Below are 19,464 nucleotides of genomic sequence, written 5' to 3' on the forward strand. Positions count from 1 at the left end.
TTTTTAATTATGTTGTTAACCAACCTTTTCCTACGAAACCGATTATACCCGACCACGTCGCTAAAAGCGTCGTATTGATCAAATTTTTGAGGTTTTATTTCAATGATTTTGTTGGGATTTTTGGTGCGACATACATCTGTTTAAACAGAAAAAAACTAAAGGTCAAAGAGTTGCGTAACATTAGAAAACATCTGTTCTGAAATAAGAACGGGTGATTTTTTTTGTAAATTTGCCATTTTTTTGAGGATTTCAGGCAAAATTAGCGGCGAGTTACGATTATTTCGGCTATTTTTTGGCGCCATTGCAGGTGAATCGGTTTCCACAATGAAGGATTCTAACGGTAATTCGGCCACGGTTTGTTGTAACTTAGGTGCATTATCATTGAGTAACAAGCCACCTATACCCAACTTGTAACCCAATTTAACATATCCCATGGCCAACTGAGGGCCACCATAAAAGCCATGAATGACCCCTTTCCTACGCGGTGCCTCACTTTTAAGCAAGTTTAGGGTTTCTTCATGAGCTTTAACGCAATGCATAATGAGAGGTAGGTCAAACTCTTTAGCTAGACAGATTTGAGCTTTGAATAGCTTCATTTGTGTTGTGAAATTACTTTTATGTAACTTATCAAGCCCGCATTCGCCCACAGCGACTAAACTGGCATCACCTTTATGCGCCTCAAGTAAGCTCTTTAAGTCGGTCATATCCTTAGCTGAGGCATTTTCACAATACCAGGGGTGCACCCCTAATGAAAAGTAACTGCCGTACCGCTTGGCAATGGCAATCTGGTTTTGCCATTTATCGGCCGAAACGCCGGGGATCACAACCTGACAGATCCCTAAACTATGCATCTTGGCGTATAAGGAGTCGCGGTCTAGATCAAACTCAGGAAAATCTAAATGAGCGTGACTGTCGATAATAGCTTGCATCATTTCGCCTTTATTTTCCGTTAAGTTCACACTTTGCAGCGCCTTCAGTTAAGGGACTTGGTTGTGCTTCGGCCCTCGACTTAATACTGGTCAGTTCCGGCTCAGATAAACGCGGCGCGCAGCTGCGGCGATTCTCAGGCGTTAAGCCCATGGCATCACACCACTGAATGTACTTAGCCCAGACTTTTTTTATAAACTTCATATACGCCCTCCTTTCCCCTTGAGTTTATAAGCCCTTTCGATATAAGTGCAAGGTACCTTAGCTAATACCAATCAGTATAAAGACTTGCTCGTTTAGTGAGAGCGCTGTGGGCCTGAAGCTCGCAATTCTTGAACCTTTATAGTGGCCAACATCTGCGCCGCACTAGCGGACAAGCATTCTTTGCGCTATTGCCTTGAACGTGTGTGCCAAAAACCGCCCTGAGTCAAGCGACCGCTTATACTGACTTGGGTTAATAAAAAAACAAAACCCCAGGCAATGCCTGGGGTTTTAGCGATGAATCACTTAACGAGTACTAGTATAGCGAGTATTCGTTTTCGCCTGTCTTAGTTTTCGCGTGTCTTAGCGAACTCAATATCAGGATAACGTTCCATCGAAAGATTGAGGTTAACCATAGTCGGTGCAATATAAGTCAGGTTATCACCACCGTCTAAAGCTAAGTTTTGGCTACACTTACGGGTAAACTCATCTAGCTTCTTATGATCATCACAGTAAACCCAACGTGCAGTTGCAACGCTAATCGCTTCGTAAATAGCCTCTACCTTATATTCGGTCTTTAGACGACCGACAACCACTTCAAACTGTAGCACACCTACGGCGCCTACAATTAAGTCGTTGCTATCGAGAGGCCTAAATACCTGTACGGCGCCCTCTTCAGAAAGCTGTACAAGACCTTTAAGCAACTGCTTTTGCTTTAATGGGTCTTTTAGGCGAATGCGACGGAACATCTCAGGCGCAAAGTTAGGCACACCAGTAAAGCGAAGTTTCTCGCCTTGGGTGAACGTGTCACCTATACGAATCGTGCCGTGGTTATGTAAACCGATAATATCACCAGGATAAGCCGCTTCCGCGCGGTTACGGTCGCCCGCCATAAAGGTTAACGCATCGCTGACATTAACGTCTTTACCTAGACGCACGTGGTGCATCTTCATGCCCTGTTCGTAGCGGCCAGAGCAGATTCGCATAAAGGCAACACGGTCACGATGCTTAGGATCCATGTTTGCTTGGATCTTAAATACGAAACCACTGAATTTTTCTTCTTCAGGCTGTACATCACGCGCTTCGGTTTCACGAGGCTGTGGTGTTGGTGCCCACTCAACGATACCGTCAAGAATATGGTCGACACCAAAGTTACCTAATGCGGTACCGAAGTATACTGGCGTCAACTCGCCTTTCAAGAACAACTCATGATCGAATTCGTGTGATGCACCAACAACCAGTTCCATCTCATCACGAATATCGGCAGCGTAGCTGCCAATCGCTTCGTCAAGCTCTGGGTTATTTAGTCCCTTGATGATACGAGAATCTTGAATAGTGTGACCCATACCGCCTTGATACAAGATCACTTCATCACGCAGCAGGTGGTAAACCCCCTTGAACTCTTTACCCGCACCAATTGGCCAAGTAATAGGAGCACAGGCAATATTGAGAACTTCTTCGACTTCATCCATCAATTCGATTGGGTCACGAATATCACGGTCGAGTTTGTTCATGAAGGTCACGATTGGTGTATCACGCAGACGCGTCACTTCCATTAACTTAATAGTACGTTGCTCAACACCTTTCGCCGAGTCGATAACCATCAAGCATGAGTCTACCGCCGTTAATGTACGGTAAGTATCTTCAGAGAAGTCTTCGTGACCTGGGGTATCAAGCAAGTTAACCAAAGCATCGTTATATGGGAACTGCATTACAGAGGTTGTAATCGAGATCCCGCGATCTTTTTCCATCTCCATCCAGTCAGACTTAGCATGCTGACCTGACTTTTTGCCTTTTACCGTACCCGCTTTCTGCAGCGCGTTTCCGAATAAAAGAACCTTTTCAGTAATGGTGGTTTTACCCGCATCTGGGTGAGAGATGATGGCAAAAGTGCGACGTTTGTCGACCTCAACTTTATAGCCTGACATGTTTACCTGTAATTCTGGGAGTTCACAAAGGCCGCAATTATAGCCGCTCACCTACCTTTTAGCTACCACATCGGGTGCATCGGCATCTATTTGTAAAGCCTGCGAATAAAAAAGCCTCCGAAGGGAGGCTTTTAATGCGCGTTGATTAACTTTAGTTAGTAGCCATATTTAAAGCTTCATTGGTTTTAGCAAGCTCAAGCCTCGCGTAACGATGCTCAACAAAATCATAGATATTTGTCGCCAATGCTAATCTAAAGTAATTAGCCGCCTCGGCATTATCACCCCGTTTTTGCGCAATCTTTGCCATATAGAAGTAAGCTTCACAAAGACGCTCCGCATATTCATTAGGATGCTTTAGCCCCTCTTTCGCGAGATTAAACACCTCTTCCTTAGTCTTTTTCCCTAAGTAAAAATCGACTAAAGCCGTAGACCATACATTAGCCTGTAAATTCTGGCGGTTCTCGGCCAGCTTAAGCTGTGCAGCTTGCTCGTCAATCTCACGCTCTGCTAAATAGAGCCACAATACTCTATATCCGTCAGATGGGTCTCGGTCGTAAAAGGCATTCATATCCGATACGGCAAGTTCCATACGCTCACCATAATAGAGTGAAATCCCGCGGTTCAGGTAGGCATAATCGTAATCAGGTGATAGTTCTAATACAGCATCGAATGCTTCATAGGCGCTTTCAAACTCACTTTCCTGAGTGTAATAGATCCCAAGGAAGTTATAAGCATCGGCTAAGTTAGGCTGCAACTTTAATGCTTGGTGAAAATCGATACGACTCAATATACGCAAGCCGACACGATCATAGATAACACCACGGTCGTAATGAAAACGCGCACGCTGCTCAGGTGTTAACTCCACAGAAGCCAAGATTTCATTCAACTTAGCTAAGGTAATTTCCAATTTATAGTCGGGCGAAACAGGGGCAACCCTTATCGATGTTTGTTGTTCACTATCGGACTGAGTGGACACACATCCTGTCAACAGCATACTTACACTTGCCATAGCCACTACCACGGCAGTTCGTATCTTTTGATTCATCCATTTAACCTTTTGAGTTCGCCAATAGCACCAATCATAGCAACCCCTTATCACGACTGCTATCAAGGAATTGAAAATAATCAAATTAGCGCAGATTAATTGATCAACTTTAATTTATACGCATAAAAAAAGGAGGCCTAAGGCCTCCTTTTTATTAAAGTGTTAGTGCTTACTCAGCTGCAGGCGCTTCGGCTTTAGGTGTCGCTTCTTTCATAGAAAGACGTACACGGCCTTGGCGATCAACTTCCATCACCTTAACTTTAACTTCTTGACCTACTTCTAGGTAGTCAGACACGTTCGCAACGCGCTCTTCAGCGATTTGAGAGATGTGTACTAGACCATCTTTACCAGGAAGAATCGTTACGAATGCACCGAAGTCTACGATACGAACGACTTTACCGTTGTATACAGAGCCAACTTCAACTTCTGCAGTGATCTCTTCGATACGACGGATAGCTTCTTTAGTCGCTTCACCATTTGCAGAAGCAATCTTCACTGTACCGTCATCTTCAAGCTCAATCGTAGTACCAGTTTCTTCTGTTAGTGCACGAATAGTAGCACCACCTTTACCGATAACATCACGGATCTTCTCAGGGTTAATCTTAAGAGTCGTGATACGTGGAGCGTGGTCAGAAATATCTTCACGGTGACCAGAGATAGCTTGATCCATAACATTTAGGATATGAACACGCGCACCATAAGCTTGCTTTAATGCGATCTGCATGATCTCTTTAGTGATACCTTCGATCTTGATATCCATCTGCAGAGCAGTAATACCGTCGCGAGTACCCGCTACTTTAAAGTCCATGTCACCAAGGTGATCTTCATCGCCTAGGATGTCAGAAAGAACTACGAAATCATCGCCTTCCTTAACTAGACCCATTGCAATACCTGCAACAGAAGTCTTGATTGGTACACCAGCATCCATAAGGGCTAGAGAAGTACCACAAACTGACGCCATAGAGCTTGAACCGTTAGATTCAGTGATCTCAGATACAACACGAACGCTGTATGGGAACTCTTCAGCTGTCGGCATAACAGCGTTGATACCACGCCATGCTAGCTTACCGTGACCAATTTCACGACGCTTTGGTGAACCTACCATGCCCGTTTCACCAACAGAATATGGAGGGAAGTTGTAGTGCAACATAAAGCGGCTAGTTTGCTCGCCCATGATGCTATCAATCTTCTGCGCGTCACGCTCTGTACCAAGTGTACAAGTTACTAACGCCTGAGTTTCACCACGAGTAAATAGTGAGCTACCGTGAGTACGTGGAAGTACGCCAGCCATCACGTTAAGTGCACGAACCATATCTGGTTCACGACCATCGATACGAGGGTTACCAGCGATGATGCGGCTACGAACCACTTTCTTCTCTAGGCTACCAAGTAGACCATCGATTTCACGGGTATCTGCATCTGGGTTTTCAGCCAGTAATGCTTCTTTAGCTGCTGACTTAACAACGCCAACTTGAGCGTAACGATCTTGCTTAACTTCAATTTGGTAAGCTTCTGTTAGACCAGCTTCTGCCAGCTCTTTGATCTTAGCAACAAGCTCTTCGTCTTGTACTGGTGCTGACCAGTCCCATACAGGCTTGTTAACTTCAGCTTGTAGCTCTTTAATTGCTTGAATAACAACTTGTTGCTGTTCATGACCATAAACAACCGCACCTAGCATAACTTCTTCAGGCAGTGCGTTTGCTTCAGACTCAACCATAAGTACAGCGCTTTCAGTACCTGCAACAGACAGCTCTAACTGGCTATCAACAAGCTGCGTAACAGTTGGGTTAAGGATGTATTCGCCATTGACATAGCCAACACGAGCCGAACCTAGTGGACCATTAAATGGAATACCAGAAATCGATAGTGCAGCAGAAGTACCAATCATAGAGATAACTTCTGGGCTGATTTCAGGGTCAACAGAAACAACTGTAATGATAACCTGAACTTCGTTCTTGAAACCGTTCGGGAATAGTGGACGGATTGGACGGTCGATTAGACGTGCAGTTAGGGTTTCGCCTTCAGATGGACGACCTTCACGCTTAAAGAATCCACCTGGGATCTTACCTGCTGCGTATGTTTTTTCCTGGTAATTAACGGTTAGCGGGAAAAAGTCACGGCCTGGCTCTTCAGCTTTCTTGCCAACAACAGTAACCAATACCGTTGTATCACCCATACTTGCCAAAACAGCAGCATCTGCTTGACGCGCAATAACACCGGTCTCTAGAGTGACCGTATGCTGACCATATTCAAAACTCTTTACGATTGGATTCACGTGAACCATTCCTTAATATTTAATTACCTTAATTACGCGCGTAAGTATACTGCAAGTTTATTCAATAGATAAAGAGAATAGATTGATGACAAAGCACAATCTTTTCTCTAAAGTGAACCAACTCGTCAATAGCGAAGGTAACCTTAGCTGGTCACAAACGAGTGAAACAAACCTAAACCATTGATATAAGGGAAGAGAGTTGATGAAGGAGAGTTTCAAATCGCTCACATGGAAGCAGACCGTTTTGCTCGTTTCTTCCACTTTATTTTTTGCTGTTGCGATCTTTTTAATTGAAATTTTTCTACTCGTCACCGATACACGTGAGGAGCTTAGCCTGACCCAACGTGAGCTAATCGACTCCTTTGAGCAACCAGCGATAAATGCCATCTGGGCCCTAGATGACCTACTCGCCGCTCAAACCATTCAAGGGATCTTGAAAGTCAAACATGTTAGCTCCGCATTGTTAGAACTCGAAGATGGCAGCCGCTTCGTCTCAGTTAATAATGGTGCGCCAGCCGCCAATCCAGAATTTTTCATCAAGATCAGCTCGGAGCTATTTGGCGATCTAAAAGAGGTTTCTCGCTCCCTATATCGACCTTTCTATACCGACGCGAATGGAAATAAAGAGCTTATTGGCACCTTAACGGTGTTTTATGATACTCAGGAGCTCACAAGCGCTTTAATTTCTAGCCTTAGATTTAGCCTTTGGGCGACACTCGCCCGCGCTTTTCTACTGACGTTAGTGCTTTCCGTTGTTTTTCATCGTTTCCTTACCCAGCCTATCGCCAAAATAAGCGAGGCTATCGACAAAATTGATCCTGAGTCTCCTGCGAAAAATCTACTTCCCGTGACTCGCTCCCATAGCAATGATGAGCTTGGTGTCGTTATCTCAAAGCTTAACCAAATTTTGGCGCAGTTCGACACAACCCAAAATAAGTTGCGCAAAATGGCCACCAGAGACCCGCTAACAGGCTTACCTAATCGTACTCTACTACTAGAAACCATCACGGTAACCATTCAAAGAGCCAAGCTTCAAGAGTGCCGATTTGCCCTGCTGTTTATTGACTTAGACAGGTTTAAGAATGTCAATGACTCGCTTGGGCATGATATAGGTGACCAGTTCTTAGTGCGTGTAGCGCGTAACCTAGAAATAGCCGTTGGCCAGTCTGGAACTGTTGCAAGGTTAGGCGGAGACGAATTTGTGGTACTTGCAGACAGCATTGAATCGCCTAACCATGCGGCCGAACTTGTCGATAAGTTGCTCATTCAGCTCAATGTTCCTATGCAACTTAATGAACATACAGTCCACCCAGCAGCCTCTATTGGTATTGCGATTTATCCCGATGACGGCCTACGGGCAGAAGATCTCATTCGTCACGCCGATATCGCCATGTATAGCGCCAAGGCTGCGGGGTCAAATCAATGGGCATTCTTTAAGCCACAAATGACAGAGCGCGCAGCCGTGCGATTACGCACCGAAGCCTCACTGCATGATGCACTGGAAAACAGTGAGTTTTTACTACACTTTCAGCCAAAACTCGATCTCAAAAGTGGAGAGGTGGTTGGTTGTGAAGCGCTGATCCGTTGGCAAAAAGACGGCCGCCTTATTAGCCCTGCCTCCTTTATTCCTGTTGCCGAAGAGACCGGGATTATCATCCCCATTGGCCGCTGGGTAATAGAGCAGAGCTGTAAGACCATTCAGCAGTGGAAAGTTAAATATAACCTTGCCATGCCGATCGCAATTAACGTCTCCTCCCAACAGTTCCAAGACTCAAGCCTAGTCCCGGATATAAAACAAGCGGCACTACGCTACCAAATAGCGCCAGAACTATTAGAGATAGAGATAACTGAAACGTCTTTAATGAATGATATTGAAAGTGCAATCATTAAGTTAAATCAATTAAAGGCCGCAGGATTCGGCATCGCAGTAGATGATTTTGGTACCGGTTACTCTTCTCTGTCTTATCTGCGTCGCTTGCCGATAAATACCATGAAAATCGATCGCGGCTTTGTTTCTGATCTACCGCAAGAGAGCGCCATAGCATCGACTATTTTGATGTTAGGAAAACAGCTGGATCTGAGCATTGTCGCAGAGGGAATTGAAAATGAGCAGCAACTCGAATGGTTGCAAAAACGCGGCTGCGAGATAGGCCAAGGTTTTTACTTTAGTAAGCCTTTAGCAATAGACACCTTTGAAGCAAATTATCTCGCGGCAAACCCTAATGCCCGAGAAACGATTAGCTGACTATAGCGCATCACCAAGGTTATAGTCGTAAGCCATACAGGCTCAAGAGACCTCAGCGAACACGACAGAAAAAACGAGCATAAAACAGGCACAAAAAAAGGAGGCATAGCCTCCTTTTAATAGATCAGACGTTAAAATTAACGACGTAGACCTAGTTTCTTGATTAGTTCTTGGTAACGAACGTTTTCAGTACGCTTTAGGTAAGCTAGAAGCTTACGACGAGAGCTAACCATACGCAAAAGACCACGACGTGAATGATGATCATGGATGTGCTCTTTGAAGTGACCTTGTAGGTGGTTGATTTGTGCAGTTAACAATGCAACCTGAACTTCAGTAGAACCAGTGTCGTTTTCACAACGGCCGAATTCAGCCAAGATTTGTGCTTTTGCTTCAGTACTTAGTGACATTTCTATCTCCAAAATATTTCATTAAAATTCTTTAGCCGATCACTAACTCAGCCAAAGGGGCGCGCCATTCTACCTATTTAGACTTTAGGTAGCAAGCCTATTGTAGGATTAATCATCCACAATTAGTCTTGTTGCTCCCTTAATACAATAAGGCGCTTAGGAGCCAGTAACCCATCATCGTTCATTTGGCCAATACCAACAAACTGATGCGCTTCACCTATGGTGATCCGCACTAATTCATCAACAGGTAGATTAGCCACCTGAACTGGATTACCGTTCATCAGGTAAGTCGCTAGCTCATCAGAGACATTCACCTCTTTAAAGCCACTTACCGCTGTATCCATAGGTAACAGAAGCGGATCTAACACCTCTGTTAACGGTAATGATTCCGCCTCAGCCTTGGCAACTAGCTCTTCTAGCTGCTTGAGCGACACCATCTTGTCGTATGGGTAGCCCGCAACCTGAGTACGACGCAGCATGATAACATGTGCACCACAGCCTAACATTTCACCTAAATCATCGGTGATAGTGCGGATATAAGTGCCCTTTGAACAATGAATGTCTAAGGTTAACTCATCACCTTCAAGGCTAATAAAGTTAAGCTCAAACACATTGATTGGGCGCGCCTCTCGAGGAACTTCAATTCCTTCACGGGCATACTTGTACAAAGGCTGGCCTTGGTATTTCAATGCAGAATACATTGAGGGAACTTGCATCGTCTCACCGCGAAAATGTTCCAGAGCCTCATCTAACTGCTCTTGAGTGAAGTTAACTTCTCTCGTTTGAACAACTTCACCGTCCGAATCACTCGTATCGGTACGTTGACCAAGCTTAGCCGTCACTAAATAACGCTTATCAGCATCGAGTAAGTGCTGTGAGAACTTCGTAGCCTCACCCAAGCAGATAGGTAACATACCCGTAGCTAGCGGATCCAGAGCGCCGGTATGACCTGCTTTATTTGCATTAAAAAAGCGCTTTACTCTTTGTAGAGCAAAGTTTGAGCTCATGCCGGTGTCTTTATCTAACAGTACAATACCGTCGATAAAACGGCCGCGAGAACGACGTGCCATTATTTGTCGCCCTCTTCCTTGCTGTCTTGCTCTGCATCAGACTCGATGCCATGCTGCTTCTGCTTGGCTTCATCATTACTGATAACGCGGCTAACAAGGTTAGACATACGCATACCTTCAACGAGTGAGCTGTCATAGATAAAGCGTAGCTCAGGCATAACGCGCAGCTTCATGCGGCCTGCAACGAGTGAGCGGATATAACCCGCAGCCGCCTCTAATGCCTCGACTTTCTGCTCGACTAACTTTGGATCTTCTTCGAAGAAGGTCACATAAACTTTTGCGTAGTTTAAATCGCGAGAAACGTCTACATCGTTAACAGTGACAAAGCCGATGCGTGGGTCTTTCATATCACGCTGAAGCACAACCGCTAGCTCTTGCTGTAGTTGCTGTGCAATACGGCGTGTACGACTAAATTCTTTTGCCATAATATTTTGCCATCTAATCAAAAAGTAAGGGCGGCTAACGCCGCCCCCATAAATACTGAGACAGGTTTACAATGTACGTGCTATCTCAACGGTCTCGAAGACTTCAATCTGATCGCCAACTCTGACGTCATTATAGTTCTTCACACCGATACCACATTCCATGCCGTTACGAACTTCGTTAACGTCATCTTTAAAGCGACGAAGTGATTCAAGCTCACCTTCGTAGATAACGATGTTGTCACGTAGTACGCGAATTGGTGCGCTACGCTTAATGGTACCTTCAGTAACCATACAACCAGCAATTGCACCAATCTTAGGCGATTTAAACACGTCACGAACTTCAGCAAGACCAATGATCTCTTGTCTGAATTCTGGTGCAAGCATACCACCCATTGCGTCACGCACTTCATCAATTAACTGATAGATGATGCTGTAGTAACGTAGGTCAACACTTTCGCTATCAACAACTTTACGCGCCTGTGCATCAGCACGAACGTTAAAGCCGACCATAATTGCGTTAGACGCTGCAGCTAGGCTTGCATCAGTCTCGGTTAAACCACCTACACCGCGAGCAATAATATTCACTTTAACTTCGTCAGTCGATAGTTTATCTAGTGAATCAGCAATCGCTTCAAGTGAACCTTGAACGTCAGCTTTAAGTACCAAGTTAAGTTCTTTAACTTCGCCTTCAACCATGTTGGCAAACATGTTTTCAAGCTTAGACTTCTGCTGGCGAGCCAACTTAACGTCACGGAACTTACCTTGACGGTATAGTGCAACTTCACGTGCTTTACGCTCGTCGCGTACAACGGTCGCTTCGTCACCCGCTGATGGCACACCTGATAGACCTAAGATCTCTACAGGGATAGATGGACCCGCTTCAGTAATAGACTTACCGTTCTCATCTTTCATTGCACGGACTTTACCGTACTCTAGACCACACAGAACGATATCGCCTTGCTTCAAGGTACCTTCTTGTACAAGTACTGTTGCAACTGGACCACGGCCTTTATCTAGCTTAGATTCAACAACAACACCCGCAGCCATACCTTCACGAACAGCTTGCAGCTCTAGTACTTCAGCTTCAAGAAGAATACCTTCTAGTAGCTCGTCGATACCTTGACCAGTCTTAGCTGAAACGTGAACAAACATGTTGCTTCCGCCCCAATCTTCAGACATTACGCCGTGCTGAGATAGCTCAGACTTCACGCGATCTGGATCAGCTTCTGGCTTATCGATCTTGTTCACAGCAACAATCAGTGGAACGCCACCGGCTTTTGCGTGTTGAATCGCTTCGATTGTTTGAGGCATAACACCATCGTCAGCCGCAACAACTAGAATTACGATATCGGTAGCCTTAGCACCACGAGCACGCATTGCTGTAAATGCAGCGTGACCAGGGGTATCTAAGAAAGTGATCATACCGTTGTCGGTTTCAACGTGGTATGCACCTATGTGCTGAGTAATACCACCCGCTTCACCTGAAGCAACTTTCGCACGGCGAATGTAGTCAAGTAATGAAGTCTTACCATGGTCAACGTGACCCATGATGGTAACAACTGGTGCACGAGGCTCAACCTTAACGTCACCGTTACGGTCAGCAAGTACTTGGTGCTCTAATTCGTTTTCACGGGTTAGAATTACCTTGTGGCCCATCTCTTCAGCAACAAGCTGAGCAGTTTCTTGGTCCAGTACTTGGTTAATCGTCACCATAGAGCCCATCTTCATCATCTGCTTGATGATTTCAGTAGCTTTAATAGACATCTTAGAAGCAAGCTCTGCAACAGAAACCGTTTCACCGATACTTACGTCAGCTTTAACTACTGCTGCAGGCTTAGTGAACGCGTGATCCATTGACTCAGGAGCAACGCTACGATTGTTGCGAGCGTTACGTGGGTTACGGCTATCACGACGGTTATCTTTACCACCGCGCTTACCTTTGCCTTTACCCATAGGGCTGCCGCTATTGGCATCGTTACCCGCTTTTGCTGCTGGCTTACGAGTACGACGACCACGCTTTTCAGCGTTTGCATCGGCAGTATCTTCAGCCGCACGCGCTTCAGAAGATGTTGTCACGTGGTGATCTACACTCTTCTCAGCTTCTTTACGGGCTTTTTCTTCTTCAGCCCAACGCTTCTCGTTTTCTTCAGCTAAGCGACGCGCTTCTTCAGCAGCGGCGCGAGCTTCTTCGTCAGCCTTGGCTTTAGCAGCAGCTTCTTGTGCAGCTAATAACTTAGCTTCTTCAGCTTTAGCTTGTTTCTCGTCTGCAGTTTCTGCAACAGGCTTCGCTACTTGAGCTTTCGCCTTCGCTTCGGCTTCTGCTTTAGCCTTTGCTTTAGCTTCTGCTTCGGCCTTAGCTTTCGCCTCAGCTTCTGCTTTTGCTTTCGCCTCGGCTTCTGCAGCAGCTTTCGCTTCCGCCTCAGCCTTAGCTGCTAATTCAGCTTCAGCCGCTGCGTCACGCTTAACGAAAGTACGCTTCTTACGCACTTCAACTTTAACGTCTTTTGATTGACCGCCGCTACCCGCAACGCTCAATGTCGAAACTGACTTACGCTGTAATGTCATTTTCGTTGGGGCAGAATCGCCACCATGCTGCTTCTTAAGAAAATCGAGTAGCTGTTGCTTCTCTGATTCAGAAACGGTATCCGTTGCAGTTTTCTTAATACCTGCTTGTGAAAACTGCTCGACCAAGCGTTCAGCGCTCTTCCCTACTTCTTTGGCCAATTTATCTACTGTAGTATCTGCCATCTATAAAACTCCCCTCTGTTGATCGACTTATGCTTCTTCGCCAAACCAACAGATATTACGGGCAGCCATAATTAGCTCACCTGCTTTTTCTTCTGTTAATTCTTCAATTTCGATCAAATCATCAATGCCTTGTTCGGCTAAGTCTTCAAGCGTAATAACGCCTTTGCTTGCCATTACGAATGCCAAGTGTCTATCTAGACCTTCTAACGCAAGAAGCTCTTCACTTGGTTCAGCACCGTCAAGTGCTTCTTCAGTCGCAAGTGCGCGAGTAGAGATCGCCGCTTTAGCGCGCTCTCTTAATGACTCAACGATATCTTCGTCGAATCCATCAATTTCTAGTAGTTCTGATTCTGGTACGTACGCCACTTCTTCAAGAGAAGTAAAGCCTTCATCAGAAAGCAGTTGTGCAAACTCTTCATCAACGTCTAGTGCTTGGATGAATAGATTCACCACTTTAGCGCTTTCAGCCTGATGCTTAGCTTTCATATCATCAACTGTCATTACGTTTAGTTCCCAACCAGATAGTTGAGTCGCTAGACGAATATTTTGACCGTTACGACCAATTGCTTGAGCTAGGCTGTCTGCTTCAACGGCGATATCCATTGAGTGGTTGTCTTCATCTACGATGATTGATGCCACGTCAGCAGGAGCCATACAGTTAATCACGTATTGTGCTGGGTTATCGTCCCAAAGTACGATATCGACACGCTCACCACCAAGCTCGTTTGATACAGCTTGTACACGAGCGCCACGCATACCAACACATGCACCGATAGGATCGATACGACGGTCGTTTGACTTAACAGCGATCTTAGCGCGAGAACCTGGATCACGAGCTGCGCCCATGATTTCGATCATCTCGTCTTGAATTTCAGGTACTTCTACGCGGAATAGCTCAATCAGCATATCTGGCTTAGTACGAGTCAAGAATAGCTGTGCACCACGTGCTTCAGGACGCACAGAGTAAAGCAATGCACGAACACGGTCGCCAGGACGGAATGATTCACGTGAAATCAGATCTTCTTTAAACAGCACACCGTCGGCATTGTTACCTAGATCAACAACAACGCTTTCACGGTTGCTCTTCTTAACAACACCAACGATCAATTCACCTTCACGGTCACGGAACTGATCGACAACCTGCGCACGCTCAGCTTCACGTACTTTTTGTACGATAACTTGCTTAGCTGTTTGAGTGGTGATGCGGTCAAATGCTACTGACTCAATCTCATCTTCGATGAAACCACCTAGCTCAACTTCTGGATCATCAAACTTCGCTGCTTCAAGCGTAATTTCACGGAATGGGTTCTCTAAAGGAACACCAGCGTCTTCTACTACCATCCAGCGACGGAAAGTTTCATACGCACCTGTTTTACGATCAATAGCAACACGAACGTCGATATCACCTTCGTATTTTTTCTTGGTTGCTGTGGCTAGTGCAATCTCCAGCGCTTCGAAAATCTTCTCGCGCGGTACACCTTTCTCATTTGAAACCGCCTCAGCGACTAGCAGAATCTCTTTATTCATTGTCTTGCCTCGTTCACCTTGAATTCATCAAAACTTAGCGATTAAGTTGCCTTTACGGATATTATCCAAAGCAACGATCAGTTCGTTCCCATCTACCGACAGATTAAGCATTTGCCCATCAACGCCAGTAACGGTGCCTTTTAAATTACGACTGCCAGCTACTGGCATCGTTAATTGTACTTTTACGGTCTCCCCGATGTAGGCCTTGTACTGCTCTGCAGTAAACAGAGGTCTATCAACACCTGGAGAAGAAACTTCTAATGTGTATTCTGTGGAGATTGGATCTTCAACATCCATAACAGCACTAACTTGGCGGCTGGTTTCAGCACAATCTTCGATGAAGATGCCTTTTTCATTGTCTATATATAAACGCAAGATAGAATGCTTGCCTGCTTGAATATATTCCAAACCCCAAAGCTGATGCCCTAATGCTTCAACTGGCGCTTTGAGCATCTCTACCAGTTTGCGTTCTAATGTAGCCAAGGTTAACACCCCCAGAAAAACAAAAAAGGGCCTAATAGCCCCAGTACACGTCACACTCGGTGACAGTTTTATAAGTTCCAGATAACAAAAAACCCCGTAATGACGAGGTTGATATATCCAGAACCTGTAACAGTATAGAAATAAATTTCTTTACTGGGAAGCTGGTTGCGGGGGCCGGATTTGAACCGACGACCTTCGGGTTATGAGCCCGACGAGCTACCAAACTGCTCCACCCCGCGACAACTTGTGCAAGTATATTGAGAAACCTCGTCACTTGCAATAATAAAGGACTCTTTAGCCTCTTTATTATCCTCGATTTCGTCATTAACGAAACCAGGGATTTGGTGCGGATGGAGGGACTTGAACCCTCACGAGCATAGCTCACCACCCCCTCAAGATGGCGTGTCTACCAATTCCACCACATCCGCATAAAACCGTGGTTTGACTGTTTTTAATTAACTGCTACGTATAAGAGGTTAATAGCAGTTTTACAGTCGGTATCAATCGTTGTCGATTGATACCATCATAAGTTTCCTTATGAGTTAGTCAGGGATTTTGTCTTCTGACTTTTCAGCTTCTTGCTGAACTTGTTCTACAACTTGAGCTGCATCGCTTCCTAAATCGTCCCATGCACCTTCAGCTTTAGAGTGATTCGCACTTAGGTTACCGATAGTAAGGCTTAGTGCAAAAAACGCTACTGCTAGAATCGCAGTTGAACGAGTCAAAAAGTTACCAGAACCAGATGAACCGAACAGAGTACCTGAAGCACCGGCGCCGAAAGAGGCCCCCATGTCAGCACCTTTACCTTGCTGGATTAAGATCAGGCCAACTAGACCAATCGCAACCAACAAGTAAACAACCATTAGAACTTCATACATATTATGCGCTCATCGCTATCGTACATAAACTGAGAAATTCGGTAGCATTAAGGCTTACACCGCCAATCAAACCACCGTCTACATCAGGTTGAGCAAACAAGTCTGCTGCATTACTCGGTGTTACGCTACCACCGTACAAAATCCTGATGTTTTCTCCGATAAATGGAGATACTTCAGAGAGGCGTTTGCGAATAAACGCATGAACTTCTTGAGCCTGCTCTGGCGTAGCGCTCTTACCTGTTCCCACTGCCCATAACGGCTCGTAGGCGATAATCGCGTTGTCAAAAGCCATGGTGCCATTCTTTTCGATGACCACGTCTAACTCTTCAGCAATCACTTCAAAAGTGCGTCTTGCTTCACGAGCTGGACCCGACTCACCAACACATAATATTGGGGTCAAACCATGTTTCTGAGCGGCAGCAAATTTCTCTGCTACAATATTACTCGTCTCTCCGTACATACGGCGACGTTCTGAATGCCCGATAATAACATATCGGCATCCTGAATCCTTTAACATCTGACCAGATATTTCACCAGTATAGGCACCGAAGTCATGTTGACTAAGGTTCTGAGTTCCCATTCTGACTAAGCAACCATTTAAGGTCTCTTTATTTTCATCTAGTAGCTGTCGAACACTCTCTAAGTAAATAGAAGGTGGACACAAGACCACTTCCACTGAATCATCTTGGAGCTTGGTAGCGAACTTTTTGAATAGCTCTTGCGCCAACTGCGCACTGCCGTTCATTTTCCAATTACCAGCAACCATGGGACGTCTAAGTGCCATTACTGTCTCCTTTGAAAGCGGCGTGAATAATAGCGAACCACTTATGAACTTACAATACCTAAAGGCGTTATTTTTTCATAATCTTGGCGAGAACGCGCACTTTTTACGCGACCACTATCCCAATGACACGATTAAACATCAATTTGCAGAATATTTAATCGCGACATAGCTTCAACACCGTTGTTAATCCATTAATTACTAAACTAAATTGCGTACTGCATCGGCAATATAATTAGCATATTCAGTTACTGCAACTTGGTCATCACCTTCAACCATCACTCGCAATAGTGGTTCAGTACCCGACTTACGCAGCAATACTCGACCACGCGCGCCTAGCTTTTGCTCTACTTCAGCTTGCGCAGCGAGAACGACTTCAGAAGCTAACGGATCGCTGTCGCCTTCGAAGCGAACATTAACTAACACTTGCGGCAACATTTTAATATCCGCAGTTAACTCTTCAAGGGTGGCATTTTGGCGCTGCATAGCAGCCAACACCAAGATACCCGCGACAATACCATCGCCAGTCGTACCATGATCTAAATTCAAGATATGACCTGAGTTTTCACCGCCGATACGCCAATCATGCTCTTTGAGTAACTCCATCACGTAACGGTCGCCAACTTTCGAGCGAACAAATGGAATATCAAGTGCTTGCAGCGCAAGATCTAGACCTAGGTTAGACATCAAGGTGCCAACCACACCACCGCGAAGCACACCACGCTTTTGTGCATCGCAAGCAAGAATATACAGGATTTCATCGCCATCGATTACGCGGCCATGACGGTTAACCATCATGATACGGTCACCATCGCCATCGAGCGCAATACCTAAATCGGCATTTTCAGCCAATACCGTTTCACAGATCTGCCCCATAGATGTCGCACCAACTTTATCGTTGATGTTCAATCCATTTGGCTTATCACCAATCGCAATGACTTCGGCGCCTAGCTCTTTAAATACACTTGGAGCGATGTGATATGTTGCGCCGTGAGCACAGTCAACCACAATCTTTAGTCCGCTAAGGGTCTGCTCAGCTGGAAAGTGACTCTTACAGTATTCAATATAACGACCAGCGGCGTCATCGATACGGGCAACTTTACCTAGCAAGTGCGACTCTACGCAAGTTAACGTCTTTTCGAGTTCCGCTTCAATCTCAAGTTCGACGTCATCATCGAGCTTACTACCGTCATTAGCGAAAAACTTAATGCCGTTATCATAATAGGGATTATGGGAAGCACTGATCACGATCCCCGCCTCGGCACGGAATGTACGTGTTAAGTATGCTACAGCAGGCGTTGGCATAGGACCAATCAGCATCACATCGAGGCCCGCAGCAGAAAGGCCAGCTTCTAGTGCCGACTCAAAGAGGTAACCCGAGATCCGGGTATCTTTGCCTATGATCACCTTCTGGGTACCAGCACGAGATAACACACGACCTGCTGCCCAACCAAGCTTAAGCGCAAGCTCCGGGGTCATCTTACCTGCCCCTACCTTGCCACGAATACCGTCTGTTCCGAAAAATTGTCTTTGCTTCACTTGAACTCCAAACTCAATAATCAGGTAGATCTAAATCCATTGATTCTACCGTAAAAAATACTAACCCTAGCTGAACGGCTGGCCTGTAAAGCCCTGTGCTAAGCTAAAGTTTTAAAATTCTTGGCAGCGTCTAACACCGCTATCATGTCACAGGTCTCTTGTACGTCATGAACCCGCACTATCTGAGCACCCGCTTGTATTGCCAGCATATTACCAGCAAGTGTGGCACTTAATCTTTGTGATACCTCACGTCCAAGTAATTGACCGAACATGCTCTTACGGGATAATCCCGCAAGCACTGGTAAATTGAACGTGGAGAACTCAGCCATCCGATTGAGTAATTCATAATTATGAGCTAATGACTTACCAAACCCAAATCCAGGGTCTAGCACAATATGCTCTCGCTTTATTCCTGCAGCAATACAGGCATCGATTCGTTCACTAAAAAACGCACTGACATCACTTACCACATCATCATAATATGGCGCATCCTGCATGGTTCTTGGCTGCCCCTGCATATGCATCAAACACACTGGCACATTGAGCTTTGCGGCGGTTTCTAATGCTTCAGGCTCTTGCAAGGCTCTTACATCATTAATCAAATGAGCGCCGGCTCTAACCGCTGCCAACATGACGTCGGCTTTACTGGTGTCGATAGAGATCCACACATCATGATTACGGCTAACATATTCAATTAGAGGCAACACACGTGCTAATTCATCATCAACCGACACATCTTTCGCACCGGGACGGGTAGACTCACCACCGATATCGATGATTTTTGCGCCCTGGGCCACCATTAAATCGGCTTGCTTGCAGGCTGTTTCAAATGATGAATATTCGCCACCATCAGAGAAGGAATCAGGCGTAACATTTAAGATCCCCATCACGACAGGAGAACTCAAATCAAGCAGGTTTTGACCGCTGGTTAATATAGACAAAATAAAGCTCCGTAAACAAGAAAACCCCTAGACGGGGTTTTCTT

Annotated in this window: 16 protein-coding genes and 2 tRNA genes; 1 reads left to right on the forward strand and 17 read right to left on the reverse strand. The window is 45.4% G+C overall.

What is annotated here, in order from left to right; all coding sequences use genetic code 11:
• Positions 1-155: 155 nt before the first annotated feature.
• From L1D44_RS02925 to pnp, 5 genes are all read right to left on the reverse strand, one after another.
• The gene (locus tag L1D44_RS02925) at positions 156-929 is read right to left on the reverse strand and encodes a TatD family hydrolase (protein ID WP_239888843.1); all 774 of its coding nucleotides are present in this window, start codon (positions 927-929) and stop codon (positions 156-158) included.
• A gap of 10 nt (positions 930-939) precedes the next feature.
• Positions 940-1,131, reverse strand: a complete 192-nt coding sequence (locus tag L1D44_RS02930; RefSeq protein WP_239888765.1) for a hypothetical protein — start codon at positions 1,129-1,131, stop codon at positions 940-942.
• Between the two features lie 344 nt (positions 1,132-1,475).
• Positions 1,476-3,056 (reverse strand): peptide chain release factor 3, encoded by a 1,581-nt coding sequence (prfC, locus tag L1D44_RS02935; protein WP_239888766.1) that lies wholly within the window; start codon positions 3,054-3,056, stop codon positions 1,476-1,478.
• Between the two features lie 151 nt (positions 3,057-3,207).
• On the reverse strand, positions 3,208-4,101 hold the full coding sequence (gene nlpI, locus L1D44_RS02940; protein ID WP_239888767.1) for a lipoprotein NlpI: 894 nt from the start codon (positions 4,099-4,101) through the stop codon (positions 3,208-3,210).
• A gap of 169 nt (positions 4,102-4,270) precedes the next feature.
• Positions 4,271-6,376: a polyribonucleotide nucleotidyltransferase gene (pnp, locus tag L1D44_RS02945; protein ID WP_239888768.1), complete on the reverse strand. Its 2,106-nt coding sequence runs from the start codon at positions 6,374-6,376 to the stop codon at positions 4,271-4,273.
• 202 nt (positions 6,377-6,578) lie between these two features.
• Between pnp and L1D44_RS02950 the strand changes: the two genes are divergently transcribed.
• Positions 6,579-8,621: an EAL domain-containing protein gene (locus L1D44_RS02950; protein ID WP_239888769.1), complete on the forward strand. Its 2,043-nt coding sequence runs from the start codon at positions 6,579-6,581 to the stop codon at positions 8,619-8,621.
• A 137-nt stretch (positions 8,622-8,758) separates the two neighbouring features.
• Here the strand turns inward: L1D44_RS02950 and rpsO are convergent, their stop codons facing one another.
• The 12 genes from rpsO to folP all read right to left on the reverse strand — a co-directional run bounded on the left by rpsO (position 8,759) and on the right by folP (position 19,366).
• Positions 8,759-9,028 (reverse strand): 30S ribosomal protein S15, encoded by a 270-nt coding sequence (rpsO, locus tag L1D44_RS02955; protein ID WP_220768063.1) that lies wholly within the window; start codon positions 9,026-9,028, stop codon positions 8,759-8,761.
• A 122-nt stretch (positions 9,029-9,150) separates the two neighbouring features.
• Positions 9,151-10,098 (reverse strand): tRNA pseudouridine(55) synthase TruB, encoded by a 948-nt coding sequence (gene truB / locus L1D44_RS02960; protein ID WP_239888770.1) that lies wholly within the window; start codon positions 10,096-10,098, stop codon positions 9,151-9,153.
• The gene (rbfA, locus tag L1D44_RS02965; protein WP_220768061.1) at positions 10,098-10,523 is read right to left on the reverse strand and encodes a 30S ribosome-binding factor RbfA; all 426 of its coding nucleotides are present in this window, start codon (positions 10,521-10,523) and stop codon (positions 10,098-10,100) included. The genes truB and rbfA overlap by 1 nt, the downstream gene beginning before the upstream one ends.
• 66 nt (positions 10,524-10,589) lie before the next feature.
• A complete protein-coding gene (gene infB / locus L1D44_RS02970; RefSeq protein ID WP_239888771.1) occupies positions 10,590-13,271 on the reverse strand; it encodes a translation initiation factor IF-2 in 2,682 nt (893 codons plus the stop codon).
• A gap of 27 nt (positions 13,272-13,298) precedes the next feature.
• A complete protein-coding gene (gene nusA / locus L1D44_RS02975; RefSeq protein WP_220768059.1) occupies positions 13,299-14,798 on the reverse strand; it encodes a transcription termination factor NusA in 1,500 nt (499 codons plus the stop codon).
• A 27-nt stretch (positions 14,799-14,825) separates the two neighbouring features.
• Positions 14,826-15,281, reverse strand: a complete 456-nt coding sequence (rimP, locus tag L1D44_RS02980; protein ID WP_202721855.1) for a ribosome maturation factor RimP — start codon at positions 15,279-15,281, stop codon at positions 14,826-14,828.
• A gap of 162 nt (positions 15,282-15,443) precedes the next feature.
• Positions 15,444-15,520: transfer RNA gene (locus L1D44_RS02985), tRNA-Met, on the reverse strand.
• 103 nt (positions 15,521-15,623) lie between these two features.
• A tRNA-Leu gene (locus tag L1D44_RS02990) sits at positions 15,624-15,709 on the reverse strand.
• A 114-nt stretch (positions 15,710-15,823) separates the two neighbouring features.
• Positions 15,824-16,159 (reverse strand): preprotein translocase subunit SecG, encoded by a 336-nt coding sequence (secG, locus tag L1D44_RS02995; protein ID WP_220761661.1) that lies wholly within the window; start codon positions 16,157-16,159, stop codon positions 15,824-15,826.
• Between the two features lies 1 nt (position 16,160).
• Positions 16,161-16,943 (reverse strand): triose-phosphate isomerase, encoded by a 783-nt coding sequence (gene tpiA, locus L1D44_RS03000; protein ID WP_202721857.1) that lies wholly within the window; start codon positions 16,941-16,943, stop codon positions 16,161-16,163.
• Positions 16,944-17,141: 198 nt separating this feature from the next.
• Complete coding sequence (glmM, locus tag L1D44_RS03005) at positions 17,142-18,479, reverse strand: phosphoglucosamine mutase (RefSeq protein WP_220768058.1); 1,338 nt, start codon at positions 18,477-18,479, stop codon at positions 17,142-17,144.
• A gap of 98 nt (positions 18,480-18,577) precedes the next feature.
• Positions 18,578-19,366: a dihydropteroate synthase gene (gene folP, locus L1D44_RS03010; protein WP_220768081.1), complete on the reverse strand. Its 789-nt coding sequence runs from the start codon at positions 19,364-19,366 to the stop codon at positions 18,578-18,580.
• Positions 19,367-19,464 lie beyond the last annotated feature (98 nt).

Source organism: Shewanella sp. Isolate13, assembly GCF_022398325.1.
Classification (GTDB): Bacteria; Pseudomonadota; Gammaproteobacteria; order Enterobacterales; family Shewanellaceae; genus Shewanella.

Bases quoted from the DNA above. Each gene is read 5' to 3' on its own strand.
- L1D44_RS02950 (WP_239888769.1), top strand. From the start codon at position 6,579: ATGAAGGAGAGTTTCAAATCGCTCACATGGAAGCAGACCGTTTTGCTC.
- tpiA (WP_202721857.1), bottom strand. From the start codon at position 16,943: ATGGCACTTAGACGTCCCATGGTTGCTGGTAATTGGAAAATGAACGGC.
- nusA (WP_220768059.1), bottom strand. From the start codon at position 14,798: ATGAATAAAGAGATTCTGCTAGTCGCTGAGGCGGTTTCAAATGAGAAA.
- prfC (WP_239888766.1), bottom strand. From the start codon at position 3,056: ATGTCAGGCTATAAAGTTGAGGTCGACAAACGTCGCACTTTTGCCATC.
- rpsO (WP_220768063.1), bottom strand. From the start codon at position 9,028: ATGTCACTAAGTACTGAAGCAAAAGCACAAATCTTGGCTGAATTCGGC.
- L1D44_RS02930 (WP_239888765.1), bottom strand. From the start codon at position 1,131: ATGAAGTTTATAAAAAAAGTCTGGGCTAAGTACATTCAGTGGTGTGAT.
- infB (WP_239888771.1), bottom strand. From the start codon at position 13,271: ATGGCAGATACTACAGTAGATAAATTGGCCAAAGAAGTAGGGAAGAGC.
- L1D44_RS02925 (WP_239888843.1), bottom strand. From the start codon at position 929: ATGCAAGCTATTATCGACAGTCACGCTCATTTAGATTTTCCTGAGTTT.
- folP (WP_220768081.1), bottom strand. From the start codon at position 19,366: ATGGGGATCTTAAATGTTACGCCTGATTCCTTCTCTGATGGTGGCGAA.
- rbfA (WP_220768061.1), bottom strand. From the start codon at position 10,523: ATGGCAAAAGAATTTAGTCGTACACGCCGTATTGCACAGCAACTACAG.
- truB (WP_239888770.1), bottom strand. From the start codon at position 10,098: ATGGCACGTCGTTCTCGCGGCCGTTTTATCGACGGTATTGTACTGTTA.
- secG (WP_220761661.1), bottom strand. From the start codon at position 16,159: ATGTATGAAGTTCTAATGGTTGTTTACTTGTTGGTTGCGATTGGTCTA.
- nlpI (WP_239888767.1), bottom strand. From the start codon at position 4,101: ATGAATCAAAAGATACGAACTGCCGTGGTAGTGGCTATGGCAAGTGTA.